This window comes from Paracoccus albicereus (assembly GCF_024359525.1).
Classification (GTDB): Bacteria; Pseudomonadota; Alphaproteobacteria; order Rhodobacterales; family Rhodobacteraceae; genus Paracoccus; species Paracoccus albicereus.
This window is the reverse complement of sequence record NZ_JAKZEU010000004.1, coordinates 337,159-349,708: the sequence shown is the minus strand read 5'-3', so window position 1 is coordinate 349,708 and position 12,550 is coordinate 337,159. Positions and strand designations below refer to the sequence as shown.

General features: G+C 65.6%; 8 protein-coding genes. 5 read left to right on the top strand and 3 right to left on the bottom strand.

The annotated features are described in order from the left end of the window. Nucleotides 1–3 precede the first annotated feature (3 nt). Nucleotides 4–216, bottom strand: a complete 213-nt coding sequence (locus tag MLD63_RS12745) for a putative signal transducing protein (protein WP_255330282.1) — start codon at nucleotides 214–216, stop codon at nucleotides 4–6. A 133-nt stretch (nucleotides 217–349) separates the two neighbouring features. On the opposite strand from MLD63_RS12745, the gene MLD63_RS12740 reads away from it, so the two are divergent. Beyond that, a complete protein-coding gene (locus tag MLD63_RS12740) occupies nucleotides 350–1,288 on the top strand; it encodes a polyprenyl synthetase family protein (RefSeq protein ID WP_439957668.1) in 939 nt (312 codons plus the stop codon). 69 nt (nucleotides 1,289–1,357) lie between these two features. Here the strand turns inward: MLD63_RS12740 and amtB are convergent, their stop codons facing one another. Further along, complete coding sequence (gene amtB / locus MLD63_RS12735; RefSeq protein ID WP_255330281.1) at nucleotides 1,358–2,689, bottom strand: ammonium transporter AmtB; 1,332 nt, start codon at nucleotides 2,687–2,689, stop codon at nucleotides 1,358–1,360. 275 nt (nucleotides 2,690–2,964) lie between these two features. Between amtB and MLD63_RS12730 the strand changes: the two genes are divergently transcribed. From MLD63_RS12730 to MLD63_RS12715, 4 genes are all read left to right on the top strand, one after another. Beyond that, on the top strand, nucleotides 2,965–4,359 hold the full coding sequence (locus MLD63_RS12730; protein ID WP_255330280.1) for an ammonium transporter: 1,395 nt from the start codon (nucleotides 2,965–2,967) through the stop codon (nucleotides 4,357–4,359). A 130-nt stretch (nucleotides 4,360–4,489) separates the two neighbouring features. Continuing rightward, nucleotides 4,490–6,814 carry a transglycosylase domain-containing protein gene (locus MLD63_RS12725; protein ID WP_255330279.1) on the top strand — a complete coding sequence of 775 codons (2,325 nt, stop codon included), beginning with the start codon at nucleotides 4,490–4,492 and terminating at the stop codon, nucleotides 6,812–6,814. 134 nt (nucleotides 6,815–6,948) lie between these two features. After that, the gene (locus MLD63_RS12720) at nucleotides 6,949–8,697 is read left to right on the top strand and encodes a type I secretion system permease/ATPase (RefSeq protein ID WP_255330278.1); all 1,749 of its coding nucleotides are present in this window, start codon (nucleotides 6,949–6,951) and stop codon (nucleotides 8,695–8,697) included. Nucleotides 8,698–8,963: 266 nt separating this feature from the next. Next, nucleotides 8,964–10,223 (top strand): HlyD family type I secretion periplasmic adaptor subunit, encoded by a 1,260-nt coding sequence (locus MLD63_RS12715; RefSeq protein ID WP_255330476.1) that lies wholly within the window; start codon nucleotides 8,964–8,966, stop codon nucleotides 10,221–10,223. Between the two features lie 26 nt (nucleotides 10,224–10,249). Here the strand turns inward: MLD63_RS12715 and MLD63_RS12710 are convergent, their stop codons facing one another. After that, on the bottom strand, nucleotides 10,250–12,547 hold the full coding sequence (locus MLD63_RS12710; RefSeq protein WP_255330277.1) for an ABC transporter ATP-binding protein: 2,298 nt from the start codon (nucleotides 12,545–12,547) through the stop codon (nucleotides 10,250–10,252). Between the last annotated feature and the right edge of the window lie 3 nt (nucleotides 12,548–12,550).

Sequence of the window (12,550 nt, the reverse complement as noted above, 5' to 3'; positions counted from 1 at the left end):
ACGTCAGTCCTCGACAAGCCCCGCCTCTCGCATCAGCGCGAGTGCCGTGAAATGGTCGCGATCAGCGACCATCAGCCGTCGCGGCAGGATTCCGATCGACCCTTCGAGGACGCTCATATGACGATCCATCTCGAAGCTTGCGATGCCTTCGTCCTGCAGGATGGCTTGCGCGCGCGACAGGCTCACGGGGTCGGTGGTGCGAAGAAGTTCCTTCATGGTCAAGTCCTAGGCGGCGGTTGCGAATTTGTCGATGGCATGGCAATGGGTTCCCGCACGAGTAAGGGGCATCGGCGTGAACCATAGCCTGTCTGAGCCGCTGGATCGGCTGAGCGACGCGGTCGCAGACGAAATGGCGCGGGTCAACGCCTTGATTCGCGACAGGATGTCCAGCCGACATGCGCCGCGTATCCCTGAAGTCACCGCCCACCTGGTCGAGGCGGGCGGCAAGCGCATGCGCCCGATGCTGACCCTCGCCGCAGCGAAGATGCTGGGCTATTCCGGCGAGTATCACATCAATCTCGCGGCGGCGGTCGAGTTCATCCATACCGCTACGCTGCTTCATGACGACGTCGTGGACGAAAGCCGCCAGCGCCGCGGTCGGCCGACCGCGAACCTTTTGTGGGACAATAAGTCCAGCGTGCTTGTCGGTGATTTCCTGTTTGCGCGCAGTTTCCTTTTGATGGTCGAGACCGGCAGCCTGCGCGTGCTCGACATCCTGGCGAATGCCAGCGCCACGATTTCGGAAGGCGAGGTGCTGCAGCTGACCGCCTCGCAGGACCTGAAGACGGATGAGGACATCTATCGTCAAATCGTTCGCGGCAAGACGGCCGCCCTGTTTTCTGCAGCGACGGAATCGGGAGGAGTGATCGCGGGCGCGTCCGAGGCGCAGGTTCGCGCGCTCCACGATTATGGCGATGCCTTGGGTATCGCGTTCCAGATCGTCGACGACGTGCTGGATTTTGGCGGGGTCGCCGCGGTGATCGGCAAGAACACTGGCGACGATTTCCGTGAACGCAAGCTGACGTTGCCCGTCATCAAGGCCGTGGCGCAGGCGGATGCTCGGGAACGGGCCTTCTGGGTCCGTACGATCGAGAAAGGTCAGCAGGGCCCCGAGGATCTCGCCGAAGCCATGACGATCCTGCAGCGCCACGGTGCGTTGGAAGCGGCGCGGGAAGATGCGCTGGCCTGGGCCGCACGGGCGCGCAACGCCCTCAAGGTGCTGCCGGATCACCCGGTGCGCGCCATGCTGGCCGATCTGTCGGATTTCGTGGTCAGCCGCGTCGCCTGACAGGCGGAACGTGAAAGGGGCGGACCGCTTGCGCGCCCCGCCCCGTTCCTGGACTGCTCGAGATTTCGTTTATTTGGCCTGCACGAAATCGGGGTAGGCTTCCATCCCCAGTTCGGACACGTCGAGACCGTTAATTTCGGTCTCCTGATCGACGCGGATGCCCATTGTGGCCTTCAGCACCATCCAGATGACCATGCTGACCACGAAGGTGAAGGCACCGATGGCGGCCACGCCTATGATCTGAGTGATGAAGCTGGTGTCGGGGTTGGTGGCCGGAACGATGATCGTGCCCCAGATGCCCGCGACCAGGTGAACCGGGATCGCACCGACGACGTCGTCGATCTTCATCTTGTCCAGCATCGGAACCACGACGACCGCGATGGCACCGCCAACACCGCCGATCAGGATCGCGGCGAAGACCGAAGGCGTCAGCGGCTCGGCGGTGATCGACACAAGGCCCGCCAGCGCGCCGTTCAGCACCATCGTGAGGTCGATCTTCCCGAACATCAGCTGCGAGGTGATGATCGCCGCCACCGCACCGGCCGAGGCCGCCATGTTGGTGTTGACGAAGATGCGGCTGACATCGGCGGCGTCGTTGACGGAGCCAAGGGCGAGTTGCGAGGCGCCGTTGAAACCGAACCAGCCCAGCCACAGGATGAACGTGCCGAGTGTCGCCAGCGCGAGGTTCGAACCCGGCATCGGGTGCTGTCGTCCGTCGGGACGATACTTGCCATAACGGGCGCCCAGGACGATGGCGCCGGCCAGCGCGGCGAAGCCGCCGGTGGCATGAACCAGGGTCGAGCCTGCGAAGTCGGAGAAGCCCATCTCCGACAGGAAGCCGCCGCCCCACTGCCAGCTTGCCTCGATCGGGTAAATGAAGCCGGTCAGGATGACCGTGAAGATCATAAACGGCCAGAGCTTGATACGCTCGGCCAGCGTTCCCGACACGATCGAGGCGGTGGTGGCGCAGAACATCAGCTGGAAGAAGAAGTCCGATCCTGCCGAATAACCGGCGGTTACGTCTCCCGCTCCGACCGGGTCCATGGCCTTGGGGCTGAACAGCTGACCGATCACGCCGGGCACCGTCCAGCCATCGCCCGGATACATCAGGTTGTAGCCGACGATCCAGTACATGATGCCTGCGATCGCGAAGAGCGACACGTTCTTGAAGAGCTGCGTGGTCACGTTCTTCGAGCGGACCAGCCCGGCCTCGAGCATGGCAAACCCCGCGGCCATCCACATCACCAGGAAGCCGCCGATCAGGAACAGCAGCGTGTTGAAGATATAGACGACATCGGCGCTGACCGCGTCGGCCGCCTCCGCGGGTGCCGCGTCCTGTGCCATGGCGGGCAGGGCTGCCAGCGACACGAGCGACGCGATAAGCGGGAGGGTCTTTTTCATCAGGTACCTCATCTGCATGGGTCAGCCGCCGGACCGGCTGCGATCGGTCTTTCATCGAAAGTCAGGGCTTTCCGCACAAGGAAGGGGGCCGGAACGGTCGGTCGGAAATGGACGCTGCCCGAAACTTCATCCCAGCCACTCCAGGGCGATCAAAAAACAGGCAATGCGCGTCTGACACTGTTTGCAGGGTGCCTGCGTGGTGGGCAAAAAGCCTGCTGGTGAGCATGAGGGTGCGAAAGCGGCCCCAGCGGCTCGCGCGATGAAGGATGACGACGATGAAATTGACCCGCACCCTCGGCCTGGCGGCACTTGCGCTGCTGGCTGCGCTGCCGTCAGCGGCCCAAGACGCCGCGGCAACGCCCGTTCCCGACAAGGGAGACACGACCTGGATGCTGATTGCCTCGATCCTGGTCATCATGATGTCGGTGCCGGGGCTGGCGCTTTTCTATGGCGGGCTGGTCCGCGCCAAAAACATGCTGTCGGTCCTGATGCAGGTGCTGACGATCTTCTGCGTGATCGCGATCCTGTGGGTGCTGTTCGGCTATTCACTGGCGTTTACGGGCGCGGGGGATGCGGCCTCTGCCGGCCCGCTGACGCCGTTCATCGGCGGGCTGTCGAAGATGTTCCTTGCCGGTGTCGGGCCTGACGCAGTGGTCGAGTCGTTCTCGGCCGGCGTCGTGATCCCGGAACTTAGCTTCGTGATCTTCCAGATGGCCTTCGCCTGCATCGCGGCCGCGCTGATCGTCGGCGCCACGGCCGAGCGCCTGAAATTCGCCGCCATCCTGATGTTCACGGTGATCTGGTTCTTCTTCTCGTACCTCCCCATGGCGCACATGGTCTGGTGGTGGGGCGGGCCCAGCGCCTATGACGCGCCGTCGGGCTATCTGTTCGGCCATGGCGCGCTGGACTTCGCGGGCGGCACCGTCATCCACATCAACGCGGGCATCGCAGGGCTGGTCGCGGCGATGGTTGCGGGCCCTCGCCTCGGCTATCGGCGCGAGCTGCTGGCACCCCACAACCTGACCTTCACCCTCATCGGCGGCTGTATGCTGTGGGTGGGCTGGTTCGGCTTCAACGCCGGCTCGAATCTTGAAGCCAACGGGGTGACTGCACTGGCTGCGGTGAACACGGCCGTCGCGACCGCCGCGGCGGTGCTGGCGTGGAGCTGGGGCGAATGGGCGACGCGCGGCCATCCCAGCCTTCTGGGTGGCGTGTCTGGCGCCATCGCCGGACTTGTCGGCGTGACACCGGCCGCAGGCTTCGTCGGTCCGGTCGGCGCAATCGCGATCGGGATCATCGCGGGGCTGGTCTGCCTGTGGTTCGTCAACGCGATGAAGCCGAAGCTGGGTGTCGATGATAGCCTCGACGTGTTCGGCATCCACGGCGTCGGCGGCATCGTCGGCGCGTTGCTGACGGGCGTCTTCGCAGCGCCGTCGCTGGGCGGCACCGGCGTCTTCGACTATGCGACGGGTGAGGTCGCCGCATTCTCGATGGGTGCGCAGGTCTGGTCGCAGGCTCTGGGTGTCATCATCGCCGTGCTGTGGTCGGGCGTCGTGTCCTTCGTAGCGATCCACATCGTCAAGGCGACGATCGGTCTGCGCGTCAGCGAAAGCGATGAGCGTCAGGGTCTCGATACCACCACCCACGGCGAAAGCGCCTATAACAGCTGACATGATCAGGGCCGGCGAAGGCGCCGGCCCATCACCTTTGGGTCAGCGGAATTCCCAAGCCCTTCCAGTTCCTGTATGATCGCGTAAAGAGCCGGAGAAACCGGCACCCCGCTGATACAGGCTTGCAGGAATGAGACGACCGACCGGCACCCCCACGCGGCGGGGCAAGAGCCCCGTTGCCGACAAGCGCAGTCCCGCCGCGCAGGCCAAGCCCAAGCGTCACGCCGCGGCCAAGGCCAAGCCTCGCCGCGGAAATGTCGTCACGCGCGGCGTCGCGGGCGCGGTCTCGCTTGTCTGGCGGGTGATCTGGGGCAGCTTCTGGCGCCTCGCGCTGACCGTCGCGCTGATTCTGTTCGGCGCCAGCGCCTATTACTACAGCAGTCTCCCCGAAGCCTCGGCCCTGTTCGACGGCCGTGCACGCGGATCGGTCACCATGCTCGACCGCGACGGCCGTGTCTTCGCCTGGCGGGGTGAGACATTCGGTATGGTCTCCTCCGACAAGATCGCGCCGGTCCTGAAACAGGCGGTGATCGCGACAGAGGACCGCCGGTTCTACAGCCATCTCGGCGTCGACCCGCGCGGCATCGCCAGCGCCATCCGCATCAACCTCGCCGAGGGACGCGGCGCGCTGGAAGGCAACGGGGGCTCGACCATCACGCAGCAGGTGGCGAAGCTTCTGTGTCTTGGTGAAAGCTTCGATCCCACCCAGTGGAAGGACGAGGCTGAGTACGAGGCCGAGTGTCGCCGCACGACATTGTGGCGCAAGGTCAAGGAAGTGCCGTTCGCCCTGGCGCTGGAAGCCAAGTACGGCAAGGACGATATTCTCAACATCTACATGAACCGCAGCTATCTGGGCGCGGGCGCCCGCGGGTTCGAGGCGGCGAGCCAGCGCTACTTCAACAAGCCTGCGGTGGACGTGAACGCGGCAGAGGCTGCGATGCTGGCGGGCCTGCTGAAAGCGCCCAGCTATTACGCGCCGACGTCCAACCTCGCCCGCGCGCAGGATCGCGCGAACATCATCCTGGGGTTGATGCGGCGCGAAGGCTACATCGACGACGCGCAGCTTGCCGCCGCAGAGGCAGAGCCGGCGCGCCTGTCCCGCGCAGCGGCGGCGCGCGCCGGCGGATACTTCGCCGACTGGGTGATGGAATCGGGACCGGGTTTCCTAACCACGGAAACGACCGAGGACGTGACGATCAAGACCACGTTCGACCAGCGCGTTCAGCGCGCCGCAGAACGGGCGCTGGCTCAGACATTCGAGGAAAAGGTCAAGGCAGGCTCGAAAGCCGAGGCTGCAGTCGTGGTGATGAGCGCTGACGGTGCCGTCCGTGCCATGATCGGCGGTCGTGACAGCACCGTGAACGGTGCCTTCAACCGGGCCACGCAGGCCAAGCGTCAGACAGGGTCCAGCTTCAAGCCGTTCGTCTATGCTGCCGCGCTTGAACAGGGCTATTCGCCTGACAGCCGCGTTCTGGATGCGCCGTTGACGATCAACATCCCGGGTTCCGGGCCTTGGTCTCCCAAGAACTACACCCGCAACTATCGTGGTGAGATCACGCTGACCACGGCACTGGCGAACTCGATCAACACCTCGACGATCCGTCTGCAGGAGGCGGTCGGTCGTGACGCCGTGCGCCGTGTGGCGCAGGGCTTCGGCTTTGCCCACGACCTGACGACCAGCCCGTCGCTGGGTCTGGGCGTGTCGGAATCCACGCTGCTGGAAATGACGGGCGCCTATGCGGGCATCCGTAACGGCGGACGCTCGGTTCGACCCTACGGCCTTGTCGAGTTGCGGATCGATGGCGACGACCAGCCGCTGATGGGCCAGTCGGGCGGGATGGGCGAGCAGGTCGTCTCGGCCCGCGCGGCGGGGCAACTGATCTTCATGATGGAGCAGGTGATCGCGCACGGTACCGGCGGTCGCGCGAAGCTGCCCGGCGATCGTCCGGTCGCCGGCAAGACCGGCACGACGTCCAGCTATCGCGACGCATGGTTCATCGGCTTCACCGGGCAGTACGTCACCGGGGTCTGGATGGGCTATGACGATAACACCCCACTGAACGACGTCACCGGCGGTGGTCTGCCGGCCGAGATCTGGCAGGCGGTGATGGCGGAAATCCACGACGGCCTGCCAGTCGAGCCGTTGCTGACCGTCACGCCTGACGGCAGCGGCGTCGTGATCGCGACGGGCGAGGGTATGCCCAAGGTCGTCACCGCAGGCAGCGCCAACGATCCGCTCGCGGCCGCTCTGGCTTCGGCCATCCGGCAGCAGCAGGGTGGCGGCGCGCCGCAGCCGGTTCCGGGCGGTCCGGCGCCGCAGGTGCCCGCCGTCCCGCCGGGGACCGTTCCGCGGACGCCAGGCGCTTCGACCTCTGCCGGCGGGCAGGCGGTGCCGGCAGCGGTCCCGCAGGGCGATGCGTTGTCAGAGGCGCTGCGCAATATCGGCATCAACTAACCTCGGATCGCTGCGCATCCCGTTCAGGGCGCAGCGATTCGTCAATGATTTGCCAAAGATTTCAGGCTATCCAGTGAGCGGCCCTGATTCGGCTCGCCGAAAAGGGCTGCGAGAATGAAACGGAATCAGGTGGCATGGCAGCCCCGTCCCCTTTGAACGATGGCAACGCGGAACTGCGTCGGGTCCGGGCGCAGGCCTGGCCCCTTCTGATTTTCGTGGGCATCTTTTCGGCCGCGGTCAATCTGCTGATGCTGACCGGACCGCTCTTCATGCTGCAGGTCTACGATCGGGTCCTTGCCTCGCAATCGGTCGAGACGCTGACCGCCCTGTCCATACTTGTTCTGTTCCTGTTCATCCTGATGGGCGTCATCGACGTCGCGCGAAACCGGGTGATGAACCGGGTCGCCGCGCGGTTTCAGGACCGGTTGGAAGCGCGCGTCTTCGATGCGTCGCTGAAAGAGGGCGCATTGACGGGTAGCGAAGCGGTCGCCAAGGGCGGCCTCCGTGATCTCGAAGCGGTGCAGCGATTTCTGGCCTCTCCCGTCCTGCTGGCATTGTTCGACCTGCCTTGGGCGCCCTTGTTTCTGGCGGCGGTCTACATCTTCCATCCTCTTCTTGGCGTGGTCGCGACCGCAGGTGGCGCGATCCTGGTGTTCACGACTTTCCTGAACCAGTGGATGAACCGCTCGCCGCTGCAGCAATCCGCGATGGCGGGGCAGGCGGCCGACCGGATGTCTGACATGTACCGCGATGAAGGCGAGTTGATCGGCTCGCTGGGAATGCGCGGCGCGACCTTTGCCCGTTGGCGTCAGGCGCGCGACAAGGCCACGCGCGAGGCGCTGACGGGCACCGACCGCGCGTCGGCCTTCACCGTCTTCTCGCGCACCTTCCGGCTGTTTCTGCAAAGCGCGATGCTAGCTGCGGGCGCGTGGCTGGTGCTGCAGCAAGAACTGACGCCGGGTGCGATGATTGCAAGCTCGATCCTGATGGGCCGCGCACTGGCGCCCGTGGAACAGGTCGTCGGTGGCTGGGCGCTGGCGCAGCGGGCCCAGGACGGATGGACGCGGATGGCGGGCCTTCTGTCGCGCCGCCTGCCGGAGCCGCCGCGCACGCCGCTGCCGCGACCGGCGGCAGACCTCGACGTGCGACAATGCTCGATCGTGCCGCCGGGACAGAACCAGCCGACGGTCCGCGGAGTCAGCTTCAACCTCGCGCCGGGACAGGCGCTTGGCATCATCGGGCCATCGGGCGCGGGAAAAAGCACGATCGCGCGCGCGCTGATCGGCGCATGGCCCGTGGCCGCAGGCTCGATCCGTCTGGGCGGGGCGACGCTGGATCAGTACGATCCCGATGTGCTGGGCAACCTGATCGGCTATCTGCCGCAGAAGGTGACGCTGTTCGACGGTACCATCGCCGAGAACATCGCCCGGCTCGATCCCAATCCCGACCCCGAGCGGATCGTCCGCGCGGCGCAGGCCGCGGCGGCCCATCAGATGGTGCTGGACCTGCCGCAAGGCTACGACACGCCGATCAGCCAGGCCGGTAATCGCCTGTCGGGCGGACAGGTGCAGCGGATCGGTCTGGCGCGCGCGCTCTATCCCGACCCGGTGCTGTTCGTTCTGGATGAGCCGAACTCGAACCTCGACAACCAGGGGTCGGAGGCGCTGAATCAGGCCATCCGCGCGATCAAGGCACGGGGCGGCGGCGTCATCATCATGGCCCACCGGCCTGCCGCGATCAGCGAATGCGAATTGCTTCTGGTCATGGATCAGGGCATCCGGCGCGCCTTCGGACCGCGGGATGAGGTTCTGCGCTCGATGGTCAAGAACGCCGACCAGATCCGCGCGGCGCAAGAGGTCGGCAGCGGCGGGGGCGTGACATGAGCGACAGCGACAAGAACCAGCCGCCGCGCTATTCGCTGAACGCGATCTTCCCCGAAGCAGCTGCGCCTGCGGACAAGGCCGCGCCGTCCAGTGCGGCACAGCCGCGTCCGCGCCCGTCGGTCGTGACCTCGCGCGACGGCACCGTGTCCGCACCCGCGACCGCTGCAAGCGGGCAGGGCGCGGGTCCGCCGGCACCGCCCCGTCCGTTCGGACCGCCAAGCGCGGGCGAATCCGCCGCACGCTGGCCCGCGCGCGGCGCTCTGGTGATGGGGCTGATCTGTATCTTTCTGCTGGTCGGCGGCTTCGGGGCCTGGGCCTATTCGTCGCGTATCGCCGGCGCCGTCGTCGCCTCGGGCCAGGTCGAGGTGCAGAGCCAGCGCCAGATCGTGCAGCATCCCGATGGCGGCGTGGTGCAGGAAATCCTCGTGAAGGAAGGCGACACCGTCGAGGCAGGTCAGCCGCTGTTGCGGCTGGACGGCGCGCTGCTACGCACCGAACTTGCCATCGTCGAGGGCCAGTATTTCGAGATCCTTGCCCGTCGCGGTCGGCTGGAGGCAGAACGCGCCGACACCGAAGACGTCACCTTCCCCGAAGATCTGGTCGCGAATGCGTCCGAACGCGCCGATCTCGCGGCGCTGATGGACGGTCAGCGCAGTCTGTTCATCGCCCGGCGCGACACGCTGCGCCAGTCGTTGGACCGGCTGGCCCAGCAAACCGAACAGGTCGGAGCACAGGTCCGGGGCATCGATGCCCAAAGCGCGGCACTGGAACAGCAGCAGGGCTTTCTCGACGAGGAACTGACCGATCAGCGATCGCTGCTGGAACGCGGCTTGGCGCAGGCACCCCGCGTCCTCGCGTTGGAGCGGGAGGCCGCCCGCCTGGCGGGCCAACTGGGCGAGATGGAGGCATCCCGTGCCGAGGCCGAAACGCGCCGGACCGAGATCGGGATCGAGCGGCTGCGGCTGGAGGCAGAGCGCCGGGAGACGGCAGAGGCAGAGTTGCGCGATCTCGCCTATCGTGAACTTGAGTTGGCCGAGCGGCGCCGCTCACTGACCGAACAGATCTCGCGGCTGGAAATACGCGCGCCGGTGTCAGGCGTCGTGTTGGACCTTCAGGTAACGACGCTGCGGTCGGTCATCCGACCTGCCGATCCGATCCTGTACCTGATTCCGCAGGATCGCCCGCTTCTGGTCGGTGTCCGCATCGCCACGATCAATATCGACGAGATCGAGATCGGTCAGCCCGTTCGGCTGCGCTTTTCGGCCTTTTCCTCACGGACCACGCCGGAGATCGAGGGCGTGCTGAGCCGGATTGCGGCCGATGCCTCGGTCGACGAACGGACCCAGGCGGCGTTTTACCGCGCCGATGTGACCATTCCACCCGCCGAGATCGAGAAACTGGGCGAACAGGCGCTGGTGCCCGGGATGCCTGCCGAAGTCTTCATCCAGACCGGTGAACGCAGCCCGATGACCTATCTGTTGAAGCCGCTCGCCGATTACTTCAACCGCGCATTCCGCGAGACCTGATCCGTCTACCGACAGCGATGGCGGTTCTATTCCGCCGCCTCGGGCGCCCGCGAAAAGACCGGGCGCATGGATGCGAACTCCTCGTCCGACAGGTGGCACTTGATCTCGTGCCCACCTGCCATCCGCCGCATCGGTGGCATCTGGGTTTCGCAGCGATTGCCCGGAACGCGATCTTTCCACGGGCAGCGGGTCTGGAACGGGCAGCCCGGCGGCGGGTTCATAGCCGACGGAATGTCACCCTCCAGCACGATCTTGCGCTTCTCGACCGCAGTGTCCGCGATCGGAACGGCCGACAGCAGCGCCTCGGTATAGGGGTGATAGGGCGGCGCGAAGACCTGTTCGGTCGATCCGATTTCGACGACATGACCCAGATACATCACCAGAACCCGATCGGCGAGATAGCGGACGACCGACAGGTCGTGGCTGATGAACAAAAGCGTGGTGCCGTGCTCGCGCTGAATGTCCATGAGCAGTTGCGTCACCGCCGCCTGAACCGACACATCCAGCGCCGAAACCGGCTCGTCCGCGACCACGACCTTGGCCCCACCGGCAAAGGCGCGCGCGATGCCCACCCGTTGCTTCTGTCCGCCCGACAATTGACGCGGCATCCGCTCCGCGAAGGCGCGCGGCAGCTTGACCAGATCCAGCAGTTCCAGCATCCGCTGGTGCCTTTCGGCATCGGTCCTGGCCGTGCCGAAGATTTCCAGCGCGCGAACGATCTGACGACCGACACTCATTGACGGGTTCAGCGTGTCGAACGGGTTCTGAAACACCATCTGGACCGAGGACACCGTATCGGTCCCGCGCTTCTCGATCGGTGTGTTCTGGATCGACTGGTCGTAAAGCATGATGTTGCCGGATGTCGCGGTCTCCAGCCCCATCAGCACCTTGGCCAAGGTCGACTTGCCGCAGCCCGACTCTCCCACGATAGCCAATGTCTCGCCCGACCGCGCATCGAAGGACAGCGCCTCGTTGGCCTTGACGACCTGTCCGTCACCGCCGCTGAACATGCCGGGCGACACGTGGTAGTATTTCTTCACATCCTCAAGCCGCAGCACCACGTTGCCGATCGGCGTCTCTTCGGTCGCGGCCTGGTGTGCAGGCGGCGCATCCCAGTCGATTTCGTCAAAGCGGATGCAACGGGTGTTGTGGCGGTCATCGCCGGGCACCGGTTCCATCGGGATGTCGGTCACATTGCAGACGCCGTCGACGAAATGATCGCAGCGCGGGCCGAAGTTGCAGCCTTGGGGACGTTCGTGTGGCAGCGGAAAGTTGCCGCGGATCGGCACCAGCGGTCGGCTGTTCTTGTTGGCGCCTGGCAACGGGATCGAGCGGAACAGTGCCTGCGTGTAGGGGTGGCGCATCCGGTCGAAGACATCGTCCACGCTGCCTGTTTCCACGGCCTCGCCCGAATACATCACGCAGATGCGGTCGCAGGTTTCCAGGATCAGGCCCAGATTGTGGCTGATGAACAGCATCGAGGTGCCGTATTTGCGGCCCAGGTCCTTGACCAGGTCGACGATGCCTGCCTCGACCGTGACGTCAAGCGCGGTCGTCGGCTCGTCCAGGATCAGAAGCGCCGGCTTCGACATCAGCGCCATAGCGATCACGATCCGCTGCTGCTGGCCGCCCGACAGCTGGTGGGGATAGGCCCGCAGGATGCGGTCGGGATCGGGCAGGCGCACGTCGGCAACGACCTGACGTGCCATCGCCAGAGCCTCCTTGCGGGCCATGCCTTCGTGGATCATCGGCACTTCGGCCAACTGATCGCCGACACGCATCGCCGGGTTCAGGCTCGCCATCGGCTCCTGATAGATCATCGCGATCTGGCTGCCCCGGATTTGGCGCAGTTCTGATTGCGACATCGACCCCATGTCGCGGCCCTTGAAGCGCACGCTGCCGCCGACGATCCGGCCGTTGACGCCTAGGTCCTGCATCACGCCAAGCGCCACGGTCGACTTGCCGCAGCCGGACTCCCCGACAAGACCGACGGCTTCGCCCGGCATCACCTTGACCGAAAAGTCCATCACCGCCGGTATCTCGCGCAGGCGGGTGAAGAAGCTGATCGAGAGGTTTTCGATCTCGAGAACCGGATCGTCACCGTTACCTGCACCGGCCGGCGCTGCGCGATCATCGCGGGCCGGGGGCGTTTCTGCCGCACTGCTGCGCGCCGCTTCTGCCTCGTCAGCTCGATCGGGCCCGATCCCCGCGCCAAGGGCCGGGCCAGGCTCTGCGCTCGGGCCAAGGGACGGTTCCTGCGATGCACCCCACCGCGGGTCGAACGCGTCGGGCTCGGTCGCTGTCGGGTCCCGTGGATCAACCATGGC

Excerpts from the sequence above, each read along its gene's own strand:
- MLD63_RS12745 (WP_255330282.1), bottom strand. The coding sequence starts at position 216 with ATGAAGGAACTTCTTCGCACCACCGACCCCGTGAGCCTGTCGCGCGCG.
- MLD63_RS12740 (WP_439957668.1), top strand. The coding sequence starts at position 350 with ATGGCGCGGGTCAACGCCTTGATTCGCGACAGGATGTCCAGCCGACAT.
- amtB (WP_255330281.1), bottom strand. The coding sequence starts at position 2,689 with ATGAAAAAGACCCTCCCGCTTATCGCGTCGCTCGTGTCGCTGGCAGCC.
- MLD63_RS12730 (WP_255330280.1), top strand. The coding sequence starts at position 2,965 with ATGAAATTGACCCGCACCCTCGGCCTGGCGGCACTTGCGCTGCTGGCT.
- MLD63_RS12725 (WP_255330279.1), top strand. The coding sequence starts at position 4,490 with ATGAGACGACCGACCGGCACCCCCACGCGGCGGGGCAAGAGCCCCGTT.
- MLD63_RS12720 (WP_255330278.1), top strand. The coding sequence starts at position 6,949 with ATGGCAGCCCCGTCCCCTTTGAACGATGGCAACGCGGAACTGCGTCGG.
- MLD63_RS12715 (WP_255330476.1), top strand. The coding sequence starts at position 8,964 with ATGGGGCTGATCTGTATCTTTCTGCTGGTCGGCGGCTTCGGGGCCTGG.
- MLD63_RS12710 (WP_255330277.1), bottom strand. The coding sequence starts at position 12,547 with ATGGTTGATCCACGGGACCCGACAGCGACCGAGCCCGACGCGTTCGAC.